The organism is Actinoplanes sp. NPDC051346 (genome assembly GCF_040682215.1).
GTDB lineage: Bacteria > Actinomycetota > Actinomycetes > Mycobacteriales > Micromonosporaceae > Actinoplanes.
Genome location: NZ_JBFBAJ010000013.1, coordinates 250,543 through 274,116, shown reverse-complemented (window position 1 = coordinate 274,116; position 23,574 = coordinate 250,543). Strand labels below are relative to the sequence as shown.

At 71.3% G+C, this 23,574-nt stretch carries 25 protein-coding genes; 7 read left to right on the top strand and 18 right to left on the bottom strand.

From position 1 onward, the window contains the following. The first annotated feature begins 119 nt into the window (after window positions 1-119). Together AB0M36_RS29565 and AB0M36_RS29560 are read left to right on the top strand one after the other, a co-directional pair. Window positions 120-1,808, top strand: coding sequence for a S8 family serine peptidase (locus tag AB0M36_RS29565; protein ID WP_364163865.1), 1,689 nt, complete (start codon window positions 120-122; stop codon window positions 1,806-1,808). A gap of 176 nt (window positions 1,809-1,984) precedes the next feature. Next, complete coding sequence (locus AB0M36_RS29560) at window positions 1,985-3,412, top strand: glycoside hydrolase family 6 protein (RefSeq protein ID WP_364163862.1); 1,428 nt, start codon at window positions 1,985-1,987, stop codon at window positions 3,410-3,412. Window positions 3,413-3,472: 60 nt separating this feature from the next. On the opposite strand, the gene AB0M36_RS29555 is transcribed toward AB0M36_RS29560, so the two are convergent. The 5 genes from AB0M36_RS29555 to AB0M36_RS29535 form a co-directional block, all read right to left on the bottom strand. Next, complete coding sequence (locus AB0M36_RS29555; RefSeq protein WP_364163860.1) at window positions 3,473-3,754, bottom strand: hypothetical protein; 282 nt, start codon at window positions 3,752-3,754, stop codon at window positions 3,473-3,475. An 11-nt stretch (window positions 3,755-3,765) separates the two neighbouring features. Continuing rightward, a complete protein-coding gene (locus tag AB0M36_RS29550; protein ID WP_364163857.1) occupies window positions 3,766-3,954 on the bottom strand; it encodes a hypothetical protein in 189 nt (62 codons plus the stop codon). Window positions 3,955-4,188: 234 nt separating this feature from the next. Beyond that, window positions 4,189-4,476 (bottom strand): peptidoglycan-binding domain-containing protein, encoded by a 288-nt coding sequence (locus AB0M36_RS29545; RefSeq protein WP_364163854.1) that lies wholly within the window; start codon window positions 4,474-4,476, stop codon window positions 4,189-4,191. Between the two features lie 118 nt (window positions 4,477-4,594). Then, the gene (locus AB0M36_RS29540; RefSeq protein ID WP_364163851.1) at window positions 4,595-5,071 is read right to left on the bottom strand and encodes a DUF732 domain-containing protein; all 477 of its coding nucleotides are present in this window, start codon (window positions 5,069-5,071) and stop codon (window positions 4,595-4,597) included. 539 nt (window positions 5,072-5,610) lie between these two features. Then, window positions 5,611-9,069, bottom strand: a complete 3,459-nt coding sequence (locus AB0M36_RS29535; RefSeq protein WP_364163848.1) for an ABC transporter ATP-binding protein/permease — start codon at window positions 9,067-9,069, stop codon at window positions 5,611-5,613. Between the two features lie 109 nt (window positions 9,070-9,178). On the opposite strand from AB0M36_RS29535, the gene AB0M36_RS29530 reads away from it, so the two are divergent. Beyond that, complete coding sequence (locus AB0M36_RS29530) at window positions 9,179-9,754, top strand: acetoacetate decarboxylase family protein (protein WP_364163846.1); 576 nt, start codon at window positions 9,179-9,181, stop codon at window positions 9,752-9,754. A gap of 109 nt (window positions 9,755-9,863) precedes the next feature. Continuing rightward, complete coding sequence (locus tag AB0M36_RS29525; protein WP_364163844.1) at window positions 9,864-10,220, top strand: hypothetical protein; 357 nt, start codon at window positions 9,864-9,866, stop codon at window positions 10,218-10,220. 374 nt (window positions 10,221-10,594) lie between these two features. Here the strand turns inward: AB0M36_RS29525 and AB0M36_RS29520 are convergent, their stop codons facing one another. From AB0M36_RS29520 to AB0M36_RS29510, 3 genes are all read right to left on the bottom strand, one after another. Continuing rightward, window positions 10,595-10,717, bottom strand: a complete 123-nt coding sequence (locus AB0M36_RS29520) for a hypothetical protein (protein ID WP_364163842.1) — start codon at window positions 10,715-10,717, stop codon at window positions 10,595-10,597. Then, a complete protein-coding gene (locus AB0M36_RS29515) occupies window positions 10,705-11,430 on the bottom strand; it encodes a hypothetical protein (RefSeq protein ID WP_364163839.1) in 726 nt (241 codons plus the stop codon). Before AB0M36_RS29515 ends, AB0M36_RS29520 begins: the two co-directional genes overlap by 13 nt. Window positions 11,431-11,691: 261 nt before the next feature. Beyond that, entirely contained in the window at window positions 11,692-12,039 is a 348-nt protein-coding gene (locus AB0M36_RS29510; RefSeq protein ID WP_364163836.1) for a DUF952 domain-containing protein, read from the bottom strand. 443 nt (window positions 12,040-12,482) lie between these two features. Here AB0M36_RS29510 and AB0M36_RS29505 point away from each other — a divergent pair, with 443 nt between their 5' ends. Beyond that, the gene (locus AB0M36_RS29505) at window positions 12,483-13,040 is read left to right on the top strand and encodes a hypothetical protein (RefSeq protein WP_364163834.1); all 558 of its coding nucleotides are present in this window, start codon (window positions 12,483-12,485) and stop codon (window positions 13,038-13,040) included. A gap of 420 nt (window positions 13,041-13,460) precedes the next feature. Here the strand turns inward: AB0M36_RS29505 and AB0M36_RS29500 are convergent, their stop codons facing one another. Then, window positions 13,461-14,654: a metallophosphoesterase gene (locus tag AB0M36_RS29500; RefSeq protein WP_364163831.1), complete on the bottom strand. Its 1,194-nt coding sequence runs from the start codon at window positions 14,652-14,654 to the stop codon at window positions 13,461-13,463. 94 nt (window positions 14,655-14,748) lie between these two features. Continuing rightward, window positions 14,749-15,195: a hypothetical protein gene (locus AB0M36_RS29495; protein WP_364163828.1), complete on the bottom strand. Its 447-nt coding sequence runs from the start codon at window positions 15,193-15,195 to the stop codon at window positions 14,749-14,751. A gap of 62 nt (window positions 15,196-15,257) precedes the next feature. Between AB0M36_RS29495 and AB0M36_RS29490 the strand changes: the two genes are divergently transcribed. Further along, window positions 15,258-15,842, top strand: coding sequence for a TetR family transcriptional regulator C-terminal domain-containing protein (locus AB0M36_RS29490; protein WP_364163825.1), 585 nt, complete (start codon window positions 15,258-15,260; stop codon window positions 15,840-15,842). Between the two features lie 22 nt (window positions 15,843-15,864). On the opposite strand, the gene AB0M36_RS29485 is transcribed toward AB0M36_RS29490, so the two are convergent. Genes AB0M36_RS29485 through AB0M36_RS29450 form a run of 8 tightly spaced genes read right to left on the bottom strand, consistent with a single transcriptional unit; the run spans window position 15,865 to window position 22,186 of the window. Further along, on the bottom strand, window positions 15,865-16,482 hold the full coding sequence (locus AB0M36_RS29485; protein ID WP_364163822.1) for a TetR/AcrR family transcriptional regulator: 618 nt from the start codon (window positions 16,480-16,482) through the stop codon (window positions 15,865-15,867). Then, complete coding sequence (locus AB0M36_RS29480) at window positions 16,479-17,150, bottom strand: DUF4166 domain-containing protein (RefSeq protein ID WP_364163819.1); 672 nt, start codon at window positions 17,148-17,150, stop codon at window positions 16,479-16,481. Before AB0M36_RS29480 ends, AB0M36_RS29485 begins: the two co-directional genes overlap by 4 nt. Next, window positions 17,147-17,806 (bottom strand): hypothetical protein, encoded by a 660-nt coding sequence (locus AB0M36_RS29475; RefSeq protein WP_364163816.1) that lies wholly within the window; start codon window positions 17,804-17,806, stop codon window positions 17,147-17,149. The genes AB0M36_RS29480 and AB0M36_RS29475 overlap by 4 nt, the downstream gene beginning before the upstream one ends. Window positions 17,807-17,861: 55 nt before the next feature. Beyond that, window positions 17,862-18,551 carry a nucleoside/nucleotide kinase family protein gene (locus AB0M36_RS29470; protein WP_364163813.1) on the bottom strand — a complete coding sequence of 230 codons (690 nt, stop codon included), beginning with the start codon at window positions 18,549-18,551 and terminating at the stop codon, window positions 17,862-17,864. Further along, window positions 18,548-19,417 (bottom strand): sugar phosphate isomerase/epimerase family protein, encoded by an 870-nt coding sequence (locus AB0M36_RS29465; protein WP_364163810.1) that lies wholly within the window; start codon window positions 19,415-19,417, stop codon window positions 18,548-18,550. The genes AB0M36_RS29470 and AB0M36_RS29465 overlap by 4 nt, the downstream gene beginning before the upstream one ends. Before the next feature lie 20 nt (window positions 19,418-19,437). Then, window positions 19,438-20,181, bottom strand: coding sequence for an ATP-binding cassette domain-containing protein (locus tag AB0M36_RS29460; RefSeq protein WP_364163807.1), 744 nt, complete (start codon window positions 20,179-20,181; stop codon window positions 19,438-19,440). Next, the gene (locus AB0M36_RS29455; protein ID WP_364163804.1) at window positions 20,178-21,149 is read right to left on the bottom strand and encodes an ABC transporter permease; all 972 of its coding nucleotides are present in this window, start codon (window positions 21,147-21,149) and stop codon (window positions 20,178-20,180) included. Before AB0M36_RS29455 ends, AB0M36_RS29460 begins: the two co-directional genes overlap by 4 nt. 5 nt (window positions 21,150-21,154) lie before the next feature. Further along, on the bottom strand, window positions 21,155-22,186 hold the full coding sequence (locus AB0M36_RS29450) for a substrate-binding domain-containing protein (protein WP_364163802.1): 1,032 nt from the start codon (window positions 22,184-22,186) through the stop codon (window positions 21,155-21,157). Between the two features lie 130 nt (window positions 22,187-22,316). Here AB0M36_RS29450 and AB0M36_RS29445 point away from each other — a divergent pair, with 130 nt between their 5' ends. Then, window positions 22,317-23,516, top strand: a complete 1,200-nt coding sequence (locus AB0M36_RS29445) for an ROK family transcriptional regulator (RefSeq protein WP_364163799.1) — start codon at window positions 22,317-22,319, stop codon at window positions 23,514-23,516. Window positions 23,517-23,574: the final 58 nt, after the last annotated feature.

The window sequence follows — 23,574 nt, the reverse complement described above, 5'->3', positions numbered from 1 at the left end:
CCATCCGATTTCGGGGCGGATGGGCGGAACCGGTCGGGCCGACGATAGATTTAGATGTCTGAAAGTGACCTTGCTCCGGTGAACTGCTGACAAGCAACTCACCCGAGGGATGTCCATCAATGACGAAACGTCGCATCGTCAGCGCGGCCGCCACGGCTGCGCTGGCCCTGCTGAGCACCACCGTTACGGGTTCGGCCCAGGCCGCTCCGACCGCTCCCACCGAATACACCGTTGTCGCCGAGGAGGGGGTGACCACCGCCGCCGCGACGGAGGCCATCGCCGCGGCCGGCGGCAGTGTCGTCGCGCGCAACGACGCGATCGGCCTGTTCCGGGTCACGTCGACCCGTGCCGACTTCTCCGCGAAGGTCGCCGAGAGCGGCACCCTGATCGGCGCGAACCTGCGCGCACCCATCGGCCGTACGCCTCGTCGTACCCCCCGGCTGGACGCCGGCGCGCAGTCGGTGACCGCCGAGGTCGCCGCACTGCCCTCCTCGACCGTCGTGACCGCCGCCCGGGCCGGCAGCACCGCGGGTCTCGACCCCCTGGACACCCGGCTCTGGGGCCTCAAGATGATCGGGGCGGACCGGGCGCGGAGCGTGGAGGCCGGCGAGCGCGGCATCACCGTCGGTGTGCTCGACACCGGGTTGGACGCCAGCAACCCGGACCTCGCGCCCAACTTCAGCGCGAGCCTGTCGCGCAACTTCGCGCCCGACATCCCCGAGGACGGTCCGTGTGAGGTGGCGAGCTGCCTCGACCCGGTCGGCACCGACGACGGCGGCCACGGCACGCACGTCGCGGGCACCGTCGGCGCCGCCGCCAACGGCTTCGGCATCTCGGGCGTCGCGCCCGGCGTGACCCTCGTCGAGCTCAAGGGCGGCCAGGACTCCGGATCCTTCTTCCTGGAGCCGGTCGTCAACGCGCTCACCTACGCCGGCGACGCCGGCCTCGACGTGGTCAACATGTCGTTCTACGTCGACCCGTGGCTCTACAACTGCACCGCCAACTCGGCGGACAGCCCCGCGGAGCAGGCCGGACAGCAGGCGACCATCGCCGGCATGCGGCGCGCGCTCGAGTACGCGCACAGCCACGGTGTCACGCTGGTGGGTGCGCTCGGGAACAACCACGAGGACCTGGGTAGCCCGCGTACCGACACGTCGAGCCCCAACTTCGGAGGCACCCCGCGCCCGCGGCGCATCGACAACGCCAGCTGCTGGGACCTGCCGGTCGAGGGCCCGCACGTCATCGGCGTCTCGTCGGTCGGCCCGTCCGCCGCGAAGGCGGACTACTCGAACTACGGCGTGGAGCAGATCTCCGTCGCCGCCCCGGGCGGATTCCGCGCCGACGGCTACGGCACGTCGAGCTTCAACTCGGTGTCCAACCAGATCCTCTCCAGCTACCCGCTGAAGGTGCTCCGCGAGGAGAACAAGGTGGACTCCGCCGGGAACGTGCGCTCCTCGTACACGAGCTCGGTCTTCAAGCGGTGCACCACCGGCGGCGCCTGCGGCTACTACACCTACCTGCAGGGCACCTCGATGGCCGCGCCGCACGCCAGCGGCGTCGCAGCGCTGATCGCCAGCAAGTACGGCACCCCGGACGCGTCCCGGGGCGGGATGACGATGGACCCGGACGCCCTCGAGCGGCGCCTGTACGAGACCGCCGCCCAGCGCTCCTGCCCGAGCCCCCGGCTGCGCACGTACACGCGGGAGGGCCGGTCGACCGAGTACAACGCGTACTGCTCCGGCGACCGGAGCTTCAACGGGTTCTACGGCCGCGGCATCGTCGACGCGTACGCGTCCGTCACGCGCTGACCCGGCATCACCCGTGAGCGGGTGCCCTCCGCGGAGGGCACCCGCTTTTCGCGCGACGACGCGAGTCCCGTGCCCCCCACGGCCAGGGAACATGAGGTAGTTTTCGCCGGCGATGATCACGTTGCATCCATGGGGGAAACACAGTGACGACGACACGTCGACGTATCTTGGCGGCCGTGGCGGCCGCCGCCGTCTGGGCCGCGAGCCCGCTCGGACCCGTTGCGGCCCTGCCGGCCGCCGCGCAGGCGCGGGCGGAGGCCGCGCCTAACGAACCGGTGACCAATGGTGACTTCACCGACGGCACCAACGGATGGGTCGCTGTCGGCGGCGCCGCCATGGGGGCGGCGCAGGGTGGCCTCTCGGTCGACGTCCGGGGCGGCACCGCCCAGGTATGGGACGCGATGGTGGCACAGAGCGGCATCAAGCTGCGGGCCCGTACGTCCTACGTGCTGTCGTTCGACGCGTCGGCGTCGGCGCCTGTCGACATCACGGCGACGGTTCAGCTGGCCGACAAGCCGTACACGAACACACTGACCCGGGCCGCCGGGGTGAAGGCCGCCACCACGCGCTACTCCTACCCCTTCACCTCGACGTTGGACACCGACCGCGGCCAGGTGACCTTCCAGCTCGGCGGGCATCCCGCCGTCAAGTTCACCCTGGACAACGTGTCCCTCGTCGAGGTCCGCACTCCGTTGGGGCCGTCGGGGCCGCTCAGCCTCGCCAGCGGGTTCTACGTCGACCCGGACGCGCACGCCGCGGCCTGGGTGCGCGGCAACAAGGACGACCCGCGGGCGCCGGCGATCGACCGGGAGCTCGCGCACACACCCACGGCCCGATGGTTCGGCGAGTGGAGTGGTGAGATCGGCGTGGCCGTCGGTGGCTACGTGGGTGCGGCCGACGCCGTCGACCGGCTTCCCGTCCTGGTGGCGTACAACCTTCCCGACCGGGATGCGTGTGGCGGGCACTCCGATGGTGGTACCGGTGACGTCGACGCCTACCAGAAGTGGATCTCGGCATTCGCCTCGTCGATCGGCGGCCGGCCGGCCATCGTCGTGATCGAGCCCGACGCCTTCGGCGATTTCGAATGCATGACTCCCGCCGAAGCGGCGACGCGTCGGGAGTTGCTGACCTTCGCCACCGAGCAGTTCCGCGACCGCGCCCCGAACACGTGGGCCTACCTGGACGGCGGCAACGCCGGGTGGGTGAACGCCGCGACCATGGCCGCCCGCATGAACTCCGCCGGCCTGCGCAACGTTCACGGCTTTGCCGTGAACGTCTCCAACTACTACACCGACCAGGAGTCGGCCACGTACGCCACGAACGTCAACAACGCTCTGGCCGCCTATGGATACCGGCGTCCGTTCGTGATCGATTCCAGCCGTAACGGCAACGGCGCCGTCAAGGACCCCAGCGTCAAGTACCCGTGGTGCAACCCGGCCGGACGGCGCCTCGGCGTCCCCACCCAGGTCGGCGGCGCGGGCGCGGAGCTGCGCCTGTGGGTCAAGGTGCCGGGAGACTCGGACGGGCTCTGTGGCATCGCGGTCGACGCCCCGGCCGGCACGTTCCGGCCCGACATCGCCGTCCGGCTGATCGAGGGCCGCTGAACGACAGTCGTGGCGCCGGCCCGCACCCGCCGGCCGGCGCCACGACGATCCGGTCCACCGTCAGAACGGCGCGGGACCGTGACCGACCAGGGACACCAGCAGCTGCGTGGCGAGGAGCTTGCGCATGCCGGTGACGGAGACCTCTCCTGTGTTCTCGTAGGGCAACTCCAGGTGCACTCCTTCACCCGCGTTGCGAAGTTCTGCCGTGATCTCGTCCGGGCGGAAGGTGCCGCCCCAGCCGTTGAGGCCCCCGCGCTGGTTGGTGCTGAGCGAGGCCATTCCGGATATGCGGGCGCCGTCGACGAGAATCAGCCTGGCGGGGCCCGAGTAGTTAGTAGGCATGATCGCGAAGCTCAGCCGCTGCGCCGGTTGCCGTACTGGCGGGGGCTCTGCACCGTGCCGGAGCGGACCGGGCGCCCTCCGGCCGCCGTCACCGGGGGGTTGGCGGTCTTCTTACCCTTGGCCCGGCGTGCGGCTCGGTTGGCGAAGGGCTCGGGCAGCTCCTCGGTTCCGGGTTCGGCCTCGGGGGTGGCGTCGGACATCGGTGTCTCCTCGAGGTGTCGGGATCAGCGGGCTGCTGGCGGTCGCCCGAAGGTTTCCGCCATCTGCAGAAGGTATCGCAGGTCCGGTAGCGGCCGGGAGGGCACCGCGAAGTCCCGAGCGGCGTGTTCCCGCCGGTGGGGGCTGTCCGCGCCGGGACGCTGCTGTCACGCGGACGTGTCCGCGAGGCCCGGTTCACCGCACAATCCCTCGGATGAGCGACGTCCCGTGCCTGGTCAGGCGGCGTACTCGAAGCGGCGGAGCTCGCGGGCCTCCTTGGCGTAGCGGGCGAGCAGATGCACCGTGCGGGGCCCGGCCACGCCGTCGGGGTCCAGGCCCAGGCGGGTCTGGAAGCGGCGGACCGCGGTGGCCAGCGCGTCGTCGCCCTCACCGACGGTCAGGCCGAGCAGCGCGAACAGTTCGCGGACCGCCGCGGGATCGGCGGCCGGGGCCGGGCCGTCGGTCCAGCCGATCAGACCGCCGACGGCCGTTCCGACCACGCTGAGCATTCCTCGTGCCGACATGGCGTACCTCCTGGGGGATCTCGGGGTGCCTTTCGAGAATCCGCGAAGCGCCTGTGCGTGACATCGGACCGTGGTCCCGACCTGCTGTGAGCTCGCTATGACTTTCGGCGGATCCCGGCTAGAACTCGTCGACGCGGCGGTCCTGCTCCGGGCAAACCGTGTCGATCGCCAGTTTGACCAGCTCGCGGGCGGTGGCCGCGTCCGTCGCGGTGGCGTCGGCGGTGCCGAGGCTCCGGGTACGGGCCACGATCCCGGCGGCGGCGTCGCCCTCGGCCAGCGACCTGCAGGCCCGTTCGGCGATGGCGGCGAGTTCCTCGTCGCGGCGGTCGAGGGCGATCTCCGGGAGCCTGTCGCGCACGGCCGCGACGAAGGCATCCGTGCCCGCGGCGGCCCGGGCCGCGACGGCGGTCTTCGGCGTGCGGGGGCGGGCGGTCGGCGCGGTGCCGCCGGCCCTCGTGCTCTCGGTCACCATGGCCCGCGCCGAGGGCGAGCCGCTAGCGGTCGCCGTCGGCGCGGTCGCCGACTCCGCCGCCGGCTCGTCGCCGCATCCGCCCATCGCCAGCAGAAGCGCCGCCGCGGTCAGCCACCTCTTCATCAGTCCACCCGTTCGTCGCCTGTTGTCCTGCCGCAGGCTCAACGGGCGTGGCGCGTCGGGGGGACGGACCGCGGGGCACGCTACCCGCACGGGTGAACGGCGGCGGGACGTTCAGCGAACCCACAGACCGCTCACCGGGAGCTGACAAGGTTCCCGGCGACAGTGGTGTCGTGATGACCGATCTGACGACCCGTTTCGGCGACCCGACCACCGCCGCGCCGCCGATGAGCCACCCTGGGGTAGAGCACCGCTGGCAGCGTCGGGCCGCCGTCGGCGCGGTGGTGCTCACCCTGATCGCCGGTGGGGGCGAGCGACGACAGCACCGGGAGCGTGGGCGTCGGCTTCGCTATCCCGGCGGACACCGTCGCCGCGGTGGTCCAGCGGTTGCGGGCCGACGCCCGCTGACGAGGGCCGACGCGCGAGCGGCCGGCCCCCCGCTGACGAGGGCCGACGCCCGCTGCGAGCGGCCGACGCGCGCTGCGAGCGGCCGGCCCCCCGCTGACGAGGGCCGGCCCCCGCTGCCGAGGGCCGGCCCCCGCTCAGCCGGCCAGGTCGCCATACCGGTCCTGGAGCTCGCGCCACGTTCCCTGCGCCACCGCGCGGCCGCCGATGAGGACCACCACGCGGTCCGCCCGTGACAGCGCCGCCCGCTTCGACGTCGAGCCCACGACGGTGACGCCGTGTTTCCGCAGCGCCCGCCACAGCTCCAGCTCGGTCGTGACGTCCAGCGCTGACGACACGTCGTCCGCGATCAGCAGCTCCGTGCGCGGCGCCAGGGCGCGGGCCAGCGCCAGGCGCTGGAGCTGGCCGCCCGACAGCCGGGTGCCCTTGTGACCGATGAGCAGCTGCAGGCCGCCGCCGGCCGCCGCCAGGTCGTGCTCGAGCTGGGCGGTCGTCACCGCGTCCGCGGCGTCGACCTGATGGCCGAGGGCGATGTTGTCGGCGACCGTGCCGGACAGCACCCGGGGTAGCTGGGCGACGTAGCCGACCTGGTTGGGACGCAGGAACGTCTCCGGCTCGTCCACCGGCAGGCCGTTCCACGCCAGCGTGCCGGTGTGGTGCACGATGCCGGCGAGGGCCCGCAACAGCGAGGACTTGCCGGAGCCGACCGGGCCCACGACCAGCACGAGCTCGCCGCGCTCCACGGTCAGGTCGATGTCCTGGGCGCCGACCGTACCGTTCTCGTGGACCGCGCTGAAGCCGGCGAGCTCCAGCCGCCGCAGCGGGCTGCGCGGCGCTGCCGGAGGGGCCTGCGCCGTGCCGGCGGCGATGTCCACGCCCGGCACCGACGACGAGTACGCCGCCGCGCCTGCCATGGCCACCGTCCGCCGCGTCCAGACCCGGGCCGAGGGGAAGTGCGACACGAGCGAGGCCGTGGTCCACGCGAACCAGCGGGCCGCCCCAAGCACCGCCACGGCGATCAGCGTGGCCGCCGCCGACAGGTTGCCGGCCAGGTACATCGCCCAGGCGGCGATCGGCAGCAGGCCGCTGAGCACCGACGGGGTGGACCGGGCCCACACCTGGATGGCGATCTCCCGGCGCTGCCGCTCGCTGCGCGCGGCGTCGAGCCCCGCGAGGTGCTTGAGCACCGGCACGGTCGCGCCGGCCAGCTTCACCGTGCGCGCCGCCGACAGCGAGGACACCAGAGCGGTGGCGAAGGCCGCGCGGGCGGCGACCGTGCGCCGCGCCGCCCGCTCCAGCCGGGGACCGAACAGCGTCGCCGCCAGGCCCGAGACGACCATCGTCCCGGCGAAGAACAGCGCGGGAATCCAGGAGCCGGACGCCAGCGTCATCGCCACGATCATGACCAGGCTGACGGCGGTGTCGATGAGGTTGTCGGCGAGCATGACGACCCGCTCGGTGTCGCCGCCCTGCGCCACCACCTCGGCCGGGGTGTGCTTGCTGATCCGGCGGGGCCCGATCTGCCCGTGCACCAGCCGCATGCTGATCCGCAGCATCTGCCGCACCCACCACTCGGGGAACCAGGCGCCGGTGTAGTACAGCGTCGGGATCGCGAGGATCAGGGCGGCGGCGATCGCGACCGCCGGCACCACCGGGTCGCCGACGCCGTCGACCACCTGTGACCAGAGCAGCGGCAGGATCGCGCCGTCGAGCCCCAGCAGGATCAGGACGACGAACAGCGCCACGGCGGCCAGGCCGTACCGGGCGTCGTTGGTGGTCAGCCGGAAGATCTCGCGCATCGTGCGATCCGGCGGCGGCTCGGGCAGCGGCGGCGGGTCGGCCAGCGGCAGGTTGTTCCCCAGCTCCGCGCGGACCGGCTCGGGCTCGCGTTCCAGGACCGCGACGCCGCCACCGGCGCGGGCCGGAGCCACCACGTTCGAGGTGGCCAGCAGCTCCGCGAAGCGGCGCGACTCGGCGAGCGGACCGGCCTCGAGCACCTCGCCGTCGGCCAGCACCACAACCTCGTCGCAGCGCTGCACCGACGACAGCCGGTGCGCCACGATGACGCCGATGCGGCCCCGCAGCAGCCGGTCGGTGGCGCGCTGCACCCACGCCTCGGTGACCGGGTCCATCCGCGCGGTGGCCTCGTCGAGGATCACCACCTGCGGGTCACGGACCAGGATGCGGGCGAAGGCGACCAGCTGCTCCTGCCCGGCGGACAGCACGTAGCCGCCCTCGCCGAGCTTGGTGCCGACGCCGTCGGGAAGGCTGTCGACCCAGGCGGTCAGGCCCAGCTCCGCCAGGGCTTCCGCCGAGCGAGGCAGCAGCCCCTCGTCGAACAGGGCGATGTTCTCGGCCAGCGTGCCGGCCAGGATCTCGGTCCGTTGCGGGACGATCGCCGTCCACCGCCGCAGGCCCTCGACATCGAGGTCGTTGATGTCGTGACCGCCGAGGAAGACGGTCCCGCGCGGCACGTCGACGGCGCGGGTCAGGACCTTGGCCAGCGTGGACTTGCCGGATCCGGTGCGCCCGATCAGCGCGTACGAGCGGCCACGGCTGAACGTCAGACTGACGGCGCTCAGCGCGGGCGGGCGTCCGGACTCGGACTCGGAGTACCGGAAAGTCAGGTCGCGGACCACGAGGTCGCCGTCGGTCGGCGGGAGGCCGCCGGAGGGTTCCTGCGCGACGGCGCGCAGCAGCCGCACCCGGCTCCAGGCACCGAGCGCGTTCTGCAGCTCCGGAACCATCCGGGTGACATGTTCGAGGGTGCCGCCGAAGCCCAGCGCCAGCAGCCACACCGCGGTCAGCCGGGCCCCGTCGATGTGCCCGGCGGCCAACGCCCAGGCGCCGCCGACGACCAGGACCGCGATGAGCGTACGGGTGATCGCCCCCGCGCCCATCGTGACCCGCGCCGACATCCGCCACACCCGGCGCCCACGGTCGAGCACCTCCCGGGCACGCTGGGCGTAGAGGCGGCGCACGTACGGCGCGGCGAGGCTGGTGCGCACGTCGTCCTGCCCGTGTATCGCCTCCTCCATCACGGCGGCCAGGTCGGACCAGGCCTCCTCCTCGCTGATCCGGGCGGGGGAGATGCGCTGGATCGGCTTGGTCATGACGGCCGCCAGCAGGATCGACACCGCGATCATGCCGAGCGCTGCCGGCCACCACGCGAAGAACGCGGTGACGATCGACAGGGCGGCCACGGCCAGCGACTGAGCCAGCCGGACGCCGCTGCCCCGCAGCTCGGAGCCCACCTGGTAGACGTCGCTGTCGATCCGGTCGAGCAGCTCGCCGACGGGGGTGTTCTCCAGGGTGGGCACGTCCTGGCCGAAGGCCACGCGGCACAACCCACGGCGCACGGCGGCGGCCCAGTCGGCGGTCAGCCGCGCGGCGACCAGCCCGACGAGGACGTCGCCGAGCACGGACACGACGAGGGCGGCGGCGAGCACGCCGAACAGCGACACCGAGCGGTCGATCAGGACCGCGCCGGCCAGGCCCAGCGCGGCGGCCTGACCGCCCGCGCCGAGCACGATGAGGACGGCGATGAAGGCGGTGCGACGGGGCGAAACGCGCCATAAGTCGCGAAGCAGAAGCATCGAAGGTCCTCAAGGCAGCAGGGAAGCGGTGCCACCATCCTGCGGGGCCGGCCGGAGCGGCTCAACGCAATTACGCGGCGGCCGGTCGTGACGAGGTACCGTGCGGCGGATGTACCCCCCGTCGCCGTGGCACCTGCGCGGACACCTGTACCTGTCGGTCTTCGCCCTCCGCCGGGCCGAGCTGCCCGCGCTGCCAGCCGGCATCCGGCCGCTCACCGTTGCCGGCCGGGCCCTGGTCGGCGCGGCGTGGGTCGCCTACGAGCCCGGCGGCACGCTGCACTACCGCGAACTGCTCGCCGCCGTCCTGGTCCGGCCGCTACGGTTCTCGATCACCGACATCTGGGTCGACAGCCCCGAGTCGTGCGAGGGCGGCCGTGCCCTCTGGGCCATTCCGAAGGACCTCGCCGAGATCGCGATCACCCCGCCGGCGGCGGCCGCGCCCGGAATCGCCCGCGCGAGCATCACCGTGGGTCGCCGTCTCCCGGGCCGGTGGCCCACCCCGCTGCCGCTGGTGCAGGAGCGTGACGGCTCGCTCGTCCGTACGCCCGTGCGGGGCCGCGCCGCGCTGCGCCGTACCCGCGTCACCTGGCAGATCGAACCCGGTGGCCCGCTGTCCTTCCTGGCGGACCGCAAACCGCTGCTGTCGGTGACGCTGGCCGACTTCCGCATGCGCTTCGGCACCTGAGCTTGCCGTTTGACCTTGGGCTCCAATCCAACGTTGTTCCTGACCTGCTACTCGTTCTCCTGCGCTGGGCAGGTGGACCCACCCCGGCGAACCTGCTCTCGCCCGGGTCATGCCCTGGTTCCGCGATCCGCTGGACTTCCTTGGTAGCGCTCAGGAGATGGAGCGGCAGTCGCAGTCGCTCGACCGCCTGGTCCAGGATGAAGAAATGGCGGAGCTGTTCGGGTTAGCGCGAGAATCGGCGGCAACCGGTCCGGTCGAGCTTCCCCGGCTGGATGTCGACCGCGCCTTCTTCATCGCCATGGCGACATACGCCGGTGACGACACTGCTGTCGCGCTCGACTATCGAACGAGCTCGTCCGATCCACGGGTAGTTGCCAGCGACGTCTGGACCGGCGCGCCATCCTGCGACTGGCGAACAGTCGCCGATACCTTCTCCACCCTTGTGGCCGAGCTGCGCCTCGACTGAGTCCACTCCGAGCCGACCGCTGGTTAGCGTGACCGCCATCGAGTACGCGCCCCACGCTCATCGGCAGAGGCGGCTACGGGCTTGCTGCGGTTCCGCTACCACGACGCTCTGCAGCAGGAACAGCATGAGATGCTGCGCCATGGCGGTCCGCACCTGCGGATCGTCGGGGTCGGCGCGCTTATCAGCGTGCAACGCCGATAGCGGGTCCTGCTCCGCGACCCAGGCGACGAAGTCTGCCGGTAGCGGGCAGCGTCCCCGCTGTGGCCAGCGGCCATCGCGAGATTCGACTGTTTGTCCACAGCATGCGGACGATCACGTGGTGGCCGCCCTACGTCTACCGGCCCGGACCCGAGTCCTGAGGGGTCGCTGCCGTGCTAGATCTTGTCGGCCGCGAGGTTGACGGGGTCGGCGGCGAGGCGACGGTCGGTGGCCAGATCGGACATACGTGCCCGCTGACGCCGCTGATCGCGGACGGCGCCCTTCGCTACCGGTACCAAGGCTGCTCCTTGCGGGGGTCCGCTGTAACGACGTCGATCCGTGAATCTGCAAGGAGCTCGGCGATGGCAGACACGTCGGCCCCGATCCCGGCCCAGTGCGGGTCGACATCATTGGCGATGCACCACGCCTGGTCCGCCGGCCAGATGAACGCCGGATCGGGCATGCCCACTCTGGGCTGCCCCGGCCACATGTCGGCTGCGCCCCAGTCGCCGAAGTCCGACACTGCGCCACGGAACAGGAAGTAGGCGCGAGCCGGCACGACGACCCGGGGCCCGTCCAGCACCGAGGCAGGAAACGCCGGCGCCATCCGAGGGCGACGCTGAGGAGCATCGTGGTCGTCGTCGTGATCGCTCCAGATGTCCGAGCTCCAGCCGTCCCACAGGCAGAAGTACAAGTCATCCGGCGTGCGGGTATGGCGGGTCAGCGTTTCCAGCACGGTACGCAGCCGCGCCGTCTCCGACGGGGAGTCAGCATCATCCATCTCGAAGTCGTTCTCGTTCTGTCCCTCATGGGCGGGATCCGGTATGAACCGCAACCTCGCATATGCCGGGAAGCCTGCGGGCCCGAAGCCGACCAGCTCGTCCCACGGCTGGTCACTGGCCGTGATCCAGGTCGCGGCAGACAGGTCAGCGCAAGGTAGGAGAGCCACACGGTCATCCTGCCTGATCAGGGCTGATGGACGGAACGACGCCGCCTCGACCACGGTCGCCACGTCGAGTGAGCCGTCCGTGCATTCGCGTGGCCTCGCAGCGGCCGTCCGCAGCCGTCGCGGACGGTCATCAGGGAGGCGCTGGTGGAAAATCCGCCAGCACATCAGTCGCTTCTGCTTGGTCCGCCATGACCGACATGACGATCATCGATGGGCTGCGGGCGCGGAGCAGGATGGCGCTCCATCACAGCCAGCAGGCTCGGAAGCGGTTCCACGAATGCGCGGCGTCGCCGAATCAGTGCGCTGACTGCCGCAGAACTAGGACTAGGCAGGTGGATCCGCCTCCGTCAGGCTCGCCTCGATCGCAGCTGCACCGGGGACCTCGTGTACCGCGACGACCGCCCCGAGGGTCAAAGGTCCGTACAGATGCGGGTACGGCCCACCGTTGGGCATCATCTCCCACCTCAGCTGATCCGCGAACGCGCGCTCATCGACCTCCGCAAGGACGAGTGAATCTTCGTCCGCGAATCGTCGCGCGGCGGTGCCGGCCACCTGCTCGCGGGTGGAGAGGTGGATGTATCCGCTGGCGCGATCGAACGGCGACCCGTCAAAGCGTCCGCCGGCCTTGAAACGGGCCCATTCGGCTGGCAAAAGAATCTTGTAGACGGACACCTTCGGATGCTGGCACACAGCTCACATGAGATCAACTTCTGCTGATGCAGCTACGCAGGGACATGCCGCAGACACTGGAGCGCTCGATCCGTCGCTGCCCGCACTGGTCTCATCCGCCGGCGCCGGCCAGTAGTCAGCCCTGTTCTCGCAGCGGGTTCGTCCGCAGCGAGACTAGTCCACAGCCGGAGGGTTAACCGCGAGCTTAGCTTGCTGTTTAACCTTCGCCGGGCGCCGCCCAGCTTGTAGGCAACCCGAGAGTTGAAGCCCGCACTCGCCGCCGCTGCTCTACTGCGGTCGACGAGTCCGGTGGTGACACGGCCGGTGATCGGCCTGGTCAGTTTCACCCGTCCCGGGCAGCTGAGGCAGGATTGCACCAACACCAAACCCGACCGCGCGGTCGCATCGTCAGCATCTGAGTCCATACGAGTCCAAAGGGGACCGAAGTGCCAGCTGAGTTGGCCGCCAGCGGTGGCGACACCGCCGCGTCCTTGACGTTGATCGGCACGCTTGGCGGAGTCGTGATCACGGCGCTGTTCGGCCTGCTCACCGCCTATTTCTCGCAACGATGGCAGTATCGCCGCACCGAGCAGGAGCACCGTCTCCAAGCCGACCGTGACGTCCGTACCGCACGACGCGACGCCTACGTTCGCTACATCGTAGCGGCCCAACGTGTCTTCGATGCAGCGATGAGGCTCTACAGGAGCAACCGGACCGCACCAATAGACATGGCCGAATTCTCCCGGAACCTACCCGCGGACCTTGTCGACGCGGTGGCCGATGCCGAAACGCGCCGGGTCGAGGCGCATCTCCTGGCTGGTGAACGGGTCGCGGTCGCGCTCGCCGAGTACACCGGTTGGCTCAGGGGGTTCTGGCCGGAAGCCGCAAGTGGTGCCGGCACTTCAACACTAGACAGTCGGGACGAGAACGCGCCCTATCACCGGCTGATCCGCGCCATGCAGGCAGAGGTCTCCAACCCACTCTCGCCCAGCCCATTGGATTGACACACAGATCGATGTGTTGGCGGGGTTCCGGGAGCGGTTCTATCGGTGCTTGAACCGGCGGACGGCCGCTTGGTCCTCGCGGTGGACGTTTCGCCGTGGCTGCGCCCGGACGGCAACTGCAGTCCGCAGCGCTCGCGGATCGGCCCTGTTCGGCTGAACAGGTGACCACTGGAGAGGGCTGTGACCCAGCTGCCCAGACAGGTTGAAGGGCAGCCACTGAGCTGGCCGTCATACTCGCCATGTGGATCACGCCAGCTGGGTAGCCGCCCGGGCCCGGGAGTTCGCACACCTGCACGGCTGTCAGTTCGATTCGTGGACCGGCACCGAAATGGCCGTGCGGGAATGACCGACCCGCAGGCACCAGAGTCGGTCAACTGGACCCCACCGCGTGATGATGTCATCCCGTTCAAGCGTGGCTGATCAGGGCGAGCGCAGCACCAGCAGGGTGATCTCGCTCGGCGCGAAGATGCGGAACGGCGGCCCCCAGAACCCTGTTCCCCGCGACGTGTAGAGCTGGGTGCGGTCGCCGTGCCGGCTCAGGCCCTGTAGGACCGGCTGGTCCAGTCGGACGAGGTAGTGGAAGGGCCAGATCTGTCCGCCGTGGGTGTGGCCGGAGATCTGCAGGTCCACTCCGTGCGCGACCGCCCCGGTGATCTGCTGGGGCTGGTGGGCCAGGAGCAGGATCGGCAGGTCGGGGTCGGTGCCCCGCAGCGCGGCCTCGTGGTCCATGTGGTGCCCCGGTAGGCCGGATCCGGCCGCGGTGCGGTCGTCGACCCCGGCGACGATCAGGTCGCTGCCGTCGCGGGACACGACCAGGTGCCGGTTGTGCAGCGCCTCCCAGCCCAGCGAGGCCATGTGCTCGACCCAGCGCTGGGCGCCGCTGTAGTACTCGTGGTTGCCGGTGACGTAGACGCGGGCCAGGCGGGCGTGGACGTCGCCGAGCGGTGCGGCCTGCTCGCGGCGCTGCGCGACCTCGCCGTCGGCGATGTCGCCGGTGTGCGCGACGATGTCCGGCTCCAGCGAGTTCACGACGTCCACGACACCGCGGGACCAGCGCGCGCGGTTGATCGGTCCATAGTGGGTGTCGGTCAGCAGGACGACCCGGAGGCCGTCGAGGCCGGGACCGAGGCGGGGCAGTGTCACCTCGACGCGCCTGACGCGTGACACGCGCATCGCTTCGGCGTACCCCCAGAGGAGCAGGAGCAGCGCGGTGAGCGCGACCGCCGCCGCGACGATGCGCGAGCGGATCGGATCGCCGATCCCCGCGACGAGCAGCGCGAGGCGCAACACGCCGCCGAGCAGCGACCACACGAACAGCACCCACACGACGCCGAGCAGGGTGTCGGCGATGCGCGCGGCGGCGTCGCGGTGGTGGCGGCCGTGGCCGCTGAACATCAGCACCGGGAAGGCGGCGGCCAGGACGGCGAAGAGGGCGGTGCCCGCGGCGAAGACCGTGCCGGGCCAGTGGTTGCCGGACCAGACCAGCGTCCACCAGGGCACGCCGAAGAGCAGCAGGATGATGGCGGTGACGATCAGTCCGAAGCGTACGGCCCGGCCGAGCCGCCGCCGCGGCTCCGTCTCGACGGCCTCACCGACCGACACTGGTTGACTCAAGGAAGCTACGCTCCGTTTCGCAGTGCGCTCGCGGCGTGGGGCCGGACAAGCGTATCGCCAGCCTTGGCGACATCGAAGCGCGTCCAGGAGGCTCTCAGGGCTTGCGGGTCAGGGCGTAGCCGAACGCGGCGCCGGCGACGGCGAGGAGCGCGATCGGCGGCGGTGGGAACGCCAGGACCGCCACCGCGAACGCCGGCAGCACGATGCCGAGGTTGAGCCAGAGTGCCGCGCGGGTGTCGACGAACAACCGAGGTGCCCGGCGCAGCGCGAGCAGGTTGAGCGCCCCGAGACCGGCGATGAACAATGCCATCGTCAGGCTGAATCCGAGGAAGAGCTGCCAGAGCGTGCGGTCGAGGCCGGCGACGGCGACGTGCGTGGCGGCCATCGCGTCGTGGACGGCCCGCTGTGCGGCAGGCGCCTCGGTGGCGGTGCCGACCGCCACCGAGGCCGCATGGAGGACGCCGGTGGCCACCAGCGCCCAGGCGCCCACGGCGCTTGCTCGGCGACGCCCGGTCGAGCTGGGGGAACTCTCTACATTCATAGAGGCGGACGCTACAGCCGTAGAGGCTGGAACCGCAACCTCTACAGCGGTAGAGTTCGGTCATGGTTTCCGCCCGTCACCAACTCGTCGCCGACGCGGCCCTCGACGTGCTGGCCGGCCAGGGTTCCCGCGGTCTGACCCACCGCGCGGTCGATACCGCCGCCGGCCTCCCTCCCGGCTCCACCTCGTACTACTACCGCTCCCGGGAGGCGCTCCTCGGTGCCTGTGTCCGGCGCCTGATCGAGCAGGACCACGGCGAACTCGACGCCCTGACACCCCTGATCACGGCGAAGGAGCCGGCCGCCCTGGCGGAAGCCCTCGCCGCGGTGCTGCGCGGATGGTTGACCACGGGCCGGCGACGCCACCTGGCCCGGTACGAACTGTCGCTGGAATCGGTGCGCCGACCGGAACTCGCCACCGAGCTGCACCGGGCCGGACGCACCCTGCGCGAGCGGATCGCCGCGATGCTCGCCGAGCTCGGTGCCGTCGACCCGCCCCGTCAGGCGCGATGGCTCGTCGCGTGCATCGACGGCATCCTCTTCGACAACCTCGCCGGGGCCTACTCGGACGATCCGGTCGCCGCCGCCGATCTCCCTGTCGTCGCGCGCGACCTCATCGACGTCGTCCTGCCCGGGTCCCGGCGTTAGGGCGTGTCCCGCGGGACACGCCCTAACGGCGCAGCCGGCTGCGCAGGGCGCGGCGGGCGATCGGGCCGAGGTCGTCGACCACCTCGGCCAGGCCTGCCAACTGCTCGAGTGCGGCGAAGGCGCTGCCCGCGCGGTGCGGGTCGACGCCCTCGTACAGCTCGAGGCCGATGAACGCGGCGGACACGGCGTTCGCCAGGCCGGCCGGGTCGGCCAGGTCGCCCAGCGGTGAGTTGTGGAGCAACCGGCGCAGGATTCCCTCGATCTCGTCGGTCCACAGCGCCAGGGCCGCGGCCGTCGGGGCGGCCAGCTTCTTGTCGTTCTGGGCGCCGGCCATGAGCTGGGCCAGGACGGTCACGTTGCCGTCGGTCTTCTCCCGTTCGTGGAGCTCGCGGCCGACGTCGAGGAGTTCGCGCAGGGTGCGCACGCCGGCGAACCGGTCGCGGTAGAGCTCGACGCAGGCTATGGCCGAGGCATGGCAGGCGGCGGCGAGGAGCTCGTCGACGGTGCCGTAGTGATAGAAGATCAGGGCCTGGTTGACGCCGGCGGCCGCGGCGATGGACCGGGCGGAGACGCCGGCGATGCCGTGCTCGCGGATCGCGGCGAGGGTGCCGGTGATGAGTTTGGCGCGGGTGCCGGTCATCCGCGCGGATTCTCCCGCAGCGGGCGGACGGCCGCGGGCACCGGTGCGCCGGCGCGGATGTAGTTGGCCGTGAAGCTGCCGTAGTAGCCGAACAGGGGCCCGAAGCGGCGGTTCGTGACGGTCACCTGGATGCGGAACCGCTCGGCCTTGTCGTCGAACCACTCGTGCACCTCGGCGTCGCCGGTCAGCGCGGCCGGGCAGCCGAAGCCGCCGCGGAAGGTCTGCGGGCCGCTGCGGATGCGCAGGCCGCCGGCGCTGTCGACCGACACGTCCAGGTCGACCGCCACGTGCTGGGTGGTGCCGAGGTAGTCGATGATCACGTCCCGCTCGGGGTGGTAGACCATCGTCGCGTCGAAGCGCCGGCGTCGGTGCGAGCGGACCTGGAAGGTGCGCACGAACGTGAGCGTCGGGCGGTCATAGGTGTCGCGGTAGGCGTAGTTCTCGATGGTGAACGGCACGTCGGTCCCGGTCTCCGGGAACAGGACGTGCCGCAGCGTGCCGACGTGCAGGAACGGCGCGGTGAACGCCGCTCCGCGCCAGACGCGGTTCATCACACCGGTGCCGACGCAGCCCTGGTCCGTCTCGCCGTCGACGCCGAACCGCCGCCGCAGTCGTGGGTGCAGCCGGCCGAAGTCCTCGCGCAGGGCGGATTCGAAGACCGAGGTCATCGCTGGTCGTCCTTTCGGGGTCGCCGCCGGCACCGTCGTGCCGCGGGTGTGTGCGGATGCGGGGGTACGCCGAAAGCCAGGCCCGCCGCCACCACGACGACCCACGGCCGCCCGTCCAGCGCGACGGCGGCGGTGACGAGCGCGGCCCGCGACAGGACCTCCGCTATGCCGTGCGTGCGGGCCCGTTCCGGGGACACGCCGTGGTCGAGCCACAGCCGGAGGCGGTCGAACGACCAGGCCGTGGCCCACCCGAACGCCGGGCCGAAAACGAGATCGACGAGTCTGCCGGTGCGGCCCCAGCGGGTGCGGTAGGCGTACCCGGTCAGGAAGCGCACGCCGCCGGGGACCGGAACGTAACGCCAGTAGCCCGAACCCTCTTCGATCGGGGAGCGCGGGTCGGCGGAGCCGAACCGCAGCGCCGACGTGGCGTCTCCGCCGGGGCGTCGCCGCTCGCCACTGTGCACGCCATAGCCGGCGATCTCGACGCCGGGCAGCACGGCCGTGGCGTAGCTGAACGCGGCGGGTGCGCTGCCCGGCACCGGGTCGATGCGACCGAAGCGGGCGTCCCACCGGGTGTGCTGCCGGTGGTCCTGGGTCGCCGCCCAGAGCCGGTCCAACGGCGCGGCGATGAGCGTCTCGACGTAGATCCGCGCCACATGCTCCCCCTGGATTTGAGCGACTGCTCAAACCTAGGGCATGTTGAGCGATCGCTCAAGTCCCCGGGGGCGGCGGAGTGCCGATTGCGTGGATCAACGGCGCCGGGACGATGAGGTCGGCGCGGTCGCGGGTGGCCGCGATCACAGCCGCGTTGCGGTCGTCGGTGCCGGTCGCCCAGGCGATCGCCGACGACTCGTCCTTGCCGAAGCGCCGGTGCCGGGCGATCAGCCGGTCGAGGCGGGTGGCGCGGTCGAGGTCGGCATACCAGATCTCGTCGCACAGCGGCCGGACCCGCGACCACCGTTCGTCCTCGACGAGCAGGTAATTGCCCTCCGAGACGATGAGGCGGGCTTCGCGGTGCACCGCGATGGCGCCCGCGATCGGCTGCTCGATGACGCGTTCGAAGCCCGGGGCGTACACGACGTCGTCGGTGTCCTCGCGCAGCCGGCGCAGCAGCGCCGCGTAGCCGAGGGCGTCGAAGGTGTCCGGGGCGCCCTTGCGGTCGCGGCTGCCGAGGCGCTCCAGCTCCAGGTCGGCCAGGTGGAAGCCGTCCATCGGCACGTGCGCGACCCAGCCCGGGGGGCCCTCGGCGGCGATTGCCGCCACGAGCTCCTCCGCGAGGGTGGTCTTGCCGCCGCCCGGCTCGCCGACGATGCCGAGGATGGCCCGCCGCCCGTCGTGGACCAGCGCGCGGGCGCGCCGCACCAACTCGTCAAAGGTGGTGGGCGCGCCGGGTGCGGTCATGCGGGCCGGGCCGTGAGGTGGTGGGCCATGAAGCCGTGGGCGTGCCGGGCCAGGTCCTCGCCGTCGTTCCACAGGTTGCGCCAGATGGCCAGGTCGTTGGAGAGGCCCCGGGCCACCACCGCGGACGAGAACGACTCGAACGTGATCGGGCCGGTGTAGCCGATGTCGGCCAGGGCGTGGAAGAAGGAGGTGAAGTCGAGGTGGCCCGAGCCGAGGTAGCCGCGGTGGTTCTCGCCGATGTGGACGTACCCGAGCCGGTCGCCGACCTCGAGCACCGGCCGGACGAGGTCGTCCTCCTCGATGTTCATGTGGTAAGTGTCCAGATGCACGAGCACGTTGTCCGCCCCGACGTCGTCGGCGAGCCGCAGGGCGTCGCGGGCGGTGTTGATCACGTTGGTCTCGTAGCGGTTGCAGACCTCCAGCCCGAGGGTCATGTCCCGGGTGGCGGCCTCGGCGGCCAGGTCGCGCAGCACCCGGACCACGTTGGCCCGGCCCGCCTCGGTGAGCGGCGCGCCGTACTTGCCGAGCGCGCTGTAGAGGGCGCCGGTGAAGTGGGTGCCGCCCAGTTCGTGGGTGATCACCAGCGAGTCGTGGAGCAGTTTCGCGCCGCGGTCGACCACCGCCGCGTCGGTGCTGGAGACGTCGGCGTCGAAGGCCAGCCCGCGCGAGCAGGCCACCGACAGGCCGTTGTCGCGCAGCAGCGAGCGGGTGGCCGGCACGTCGAGGTTGAGGGAGTCGTGCAGGGAGAATTCGAGCAGGTCGAAGCCGGTGCGGGCGGTCTGGCTGATCGCGTACGCGACGGAGGCGGGCGAGGTGTCGCCGGCCCAGACCAGGGCGTGCACGCCGAGGGGATTGCGCAGCTGCATCGGGGGTGTCCTTCGCGGGGTCAGGCGCTCTTGGCGCCGGTGATGAGGGCGACGATCTCCTCGCCGGTGGTGTCCGCCGTGCGGCGCCCGCCGACGCAGCGCCCGGCGCGCATCACCCAGACCTGGTCGCTGAGCGCCATGACCTGGACGAAGTTGTGGCTGATCAGCAGCACGGCGTGGCCGTCGTCGCGCAGCTTGCGGATGAGGCCCTCGACCCGGGCGGTCTCCTGGACGCCGAGCGCGGCGGTGGGCTCGTCCATGATCACCAGTCGGGACTCGAAGCCGGCGGCGCGGCAGATGGCCACGGCCTGGCGCTGGCCGCCGGAGAGGCGGCGGACCCGGCTGCGGACGGCGGGCACGTTCACGGCGAGGGTGGACACCATGCGCTGGGCCTCGCGCTGCATGCCCCGGCGGTCGAGCACGGCCAGCGGCCCGAGCCGGTGCACCATCTCGCGGTTGAGGAACAGGTTCTGCCACACGGTCAGGTCCTCGACCAGGGCGAGGTTCTGGTGCACGGTCTCGATGCCGGCCTCCCGCGCGTCCTCGGGGGACTTGAAGTGCAGTTCCTTGCCGTCGAGGGAGATCGTGCCCGCGTCGGGGCGGTGGATGCCGGCGACGCACCGCACGAGGGTGGACTTGCCGGCGCCGTTGTCGCCGACCAGGGCGGTGATCTCGCCGGGTCGCAGGGTGAGCGAGACGTCCACGAGGGCACGCACGCTGCCGAAGGAGAGGGACACGCCGTCGGTGGAGAGCAGTGGGGTCATTTCTGGAACCTCGTGAGCAGGGCGGCCAGCACCACGACGACGCCGACGGCGAGCGGTTGGTAGAACTGCGAGACGCCGAGCAGGGTCAGGCCGTTGGTCAGGGCCGTCAGCAGCAGGGCGCCGATCACCGGGCCGGTGATCGTGGCGCGGCCGCCGAGCAGGCTGACGCCGCCCAGAACCACCGCGGCCACCGAGTTGAGCAGGAACGAGGTGTTGGAGGCGGGCTCGGCCGCGCCGACGCGGGCGATCAGCAGGATCGCGCCCAGGCCGGCGAGCAGCCCGGAGATGGCGTACACGGCGATCTTGACGCGGGCCGTGCTGATGCCGGTGGCGGTGGCCGCCTCGGCCGACCCGCCGGTGGCCAGCACGTGGGTGCCGAAGCGGGTGTGGAACAGCAGGGTGTGCGCGATCACGGCGATGACGGCGGCGATGACGACGCTCCAGCCGATCATGCCCAGGCCGCCGGTGGACAGGCGCAGCAGGAAGGTGTCGATGATGGTCACCGGCCTGCCGTCCGCGAGCACCAGGGCGGCGCCGGAGGCGGCGGAGAGCATGCCGAGGGTCACGATGAAGTCGGTGATCTTTCCTCGGGCGATGATGAAGCCGTTGAGCAGCCCGGTGAGCAGCCCGGTGGCGAGCGCGGCGAGCAGCGCCCCGGCCAGGCCCCAGCTCGCATAGGTCGCGCCGAAGACGACGGCGGCCAGCGTCATCATCGACGCCACCGACAGGTCGATGCCGCCGGTGGCGACCACGAACGTCTGGCCCACCGCGAGGACGACCAGGATGGCGGAGGCGATCAGCATCGATCGGACGTTGCCGCTGGACAGGAACGTCGGGTTGAGGATCTGGAACAGGATCACCAGGGCGATGAGGCCGACCAGGGCGGCCCACTCGGCCCAGAAGCCGATGTCCTTGAACCGGTGGGTCCAGGGTTCGGTGTCGCGCGCGGCGACGGCTGCGGTTGTCATGGTCGTCATCCGCCGATCAGGGCCTTGAACGGGTCCTCGTAGTCGCCGAACGGCTTCGGCGTGCTGGCGAGCGCCTTGTCGGCGTTCTCCTTGGTGACCAGCTCGACGGGCGCTTCGACGCTGGCGGGCAGGGTCTTGCCGGCCGCGGCCGCCTGGCAGGCCTCCATGCCCATCAGACCGATCGCGTACGGGTACTGCGCGACGACCGCGTCGATCCCGCCGCTCTTGACCGCCGTGAGCGCGTCCTTGTTGCCGTCCACGCTGATGATGTGGACCTTGCCGGTCTTGCCGGCGTTGGCGACCGCCTGGGCGACGCCGAGCCCCATGTCGTCGTTGGCGACGAAGAAGCCGGCCAGGTCGCTGTGGGCCTGCATGACGTTGGTGGCCTGGGTCAACGCCTCCTGGCGTTCCCAGTTGGCGGCGACGGTCTGGACGAGTTGCAGCTTGCCGCTGACGGCCTTGGTGAAGCCGTCCACGCGGGCGCCGCTGGTCACGTCGCCGGCGATGCCGCCGATCGCGGCCACCTTGGCGTTCGCGGGCACGAGGGTCGCCATGTGCGCGCCGGCCTTCTCACCGGCGGACTCGTTGTTGGTGCCGATGTAGGTGGCCGGGGTGGCGCTGGCGGCCTTCGCGGCCGAGGCGTCAACGGGGCTGTCGATGTTGACGATGGTCTTCTTCTGCGCGGCGAGCTGGGCGAGGCCCTGCACCAGGTTGGTCCCGGTGATCGGGTTGACGATGTAGCAGCTGAAGTCCTGCCCCGCCAACGCCGTGAGCCGGTCGGCCTGGCCGGCGGTGTCGGTGATGGAGTTGGCGGCCTGGACCGTCGGAGTGATTCCGGCGGTGGCGCCCTGGTCCTTGATGCCCTGCTCCATGGACTGGAAGAACGGGTTGTCGAGGCCCTTGATCACGGCGGCGATCTTGGCCTGGCCGCCGGCAGTCGAGCCCGAGCCCGAGTCAGAGGAGCAGGCGGTGAGCAGGACGAGAGCGGTAGCGGTCGCGGTCGCCGCGATCGCCCGGTATGGCGCGGAGTGGGGCATGGGGGGTCCTTCCGTATGCCAGTCGATACGTGTCGATGAAGTTTCGTTGATTAGATGCTTGACTTATAACTTCTGTCAAGCAAAAGAGTGGAGTCTTTTGCATAGTGCCTAGACGTAATAGGATCGCGGCGTGAGCATCAGCCCCCCGACCCCCGGGGTCTCCGCCGCCGGCCTCGGCGAGGTCCTCGCCCTCTTCCGCGCCCAGCCCAGCCTCACCCGCGCCGACGTCATGCAGCAGACCGGGCTGTCGCGCTCGACGGTCAACCAGCGGCTCGACGCCCTGCTCGCGGCCCAACTGGTGATCCCCGGCGGCGAGGGCTCGCCGACCGGTGGGCGCCCGGCCAGCCGGTTCACGTTCCACCACGAGCGAGGCGTGCTGCTCGTCGCGGACATCGGCGCCACCGGGATGCGTACGGCGCTGTGCAACCTGCGCGGCGAGGTCAGCGCCGAGCGGGAACGGGTCGTCGACGTCGCCACCGGCCCGCAAGCGGTGCTCGGCGCGGCGGAGGAGATGTTCGCCGCCCTGCTCGCCGCCGCCGGCCGGTCCGCCGACGACGTGCACGGCATCGGCATCGACGTGCCCGGCCCGGTCGACTTCGACAGCGGCCAGGTGGTCAGCCCGCCGATCATGAACGGCTGGGACCGCTACGACATCCCGGGCTGGTTCGCCGGCCGCTACGACTGCCCGGTCCTGGTCGACAAGGACGTCAACGCGATGGCGTTCGGCGAGCACCGCAGCATTTATCCCGAGGTCCGCCAGTTGCTGATGCTCAAGGCCGGCACGGGCGTCGGTGCCGGAATGATCATCGGGGGAGAGGTCTACCGGGGCGCCGACGGCGCGGCGGGCGACATCGGGCACATCCAGGTCGCCGTCGACGACGCCGAGAGCGAGCCGCTCTGCCGCTGCGGCAACACCGGCTGCGTCGAGGCGTACGCGGGCGGCTGGGCCCTGGTCCGCGACCTGCGCGAGGCCGGACGCGACGTCGCTTCGGTCGACGACGCGGTCACGCTGATCCGCACCGGCGATCTCACGGCCGTGCGGCTCGCCCGCCGGGCCGGGCGCATCATCGGGCACGCCATCGCCGACTCCGTCAGCCTGTTCAACCCACGGGTCATCGTGATCGGTGGTCAGCTCGCCCGCATCGAGGAGCAGCTGTTCGCCGGCATTCGGGAGATGGTCTACCGACGGTCGCTGCCGCTGGCGACGCGCAACCTGCAGATCGTGGCGACCAAGCTGGACACCCGCTCCGGACTGGTGGGCCTGGCCCTGCTCCTGGCCGACGGCATCTTCGCGCCGGACCGGGTGGGTGCCCTGATCAGCCGGGTCTGACGACCCGGGCCGTGGGCGCCGGGGTCACGATCAGGCGGGAGGGCGGACCGCGCCCGTG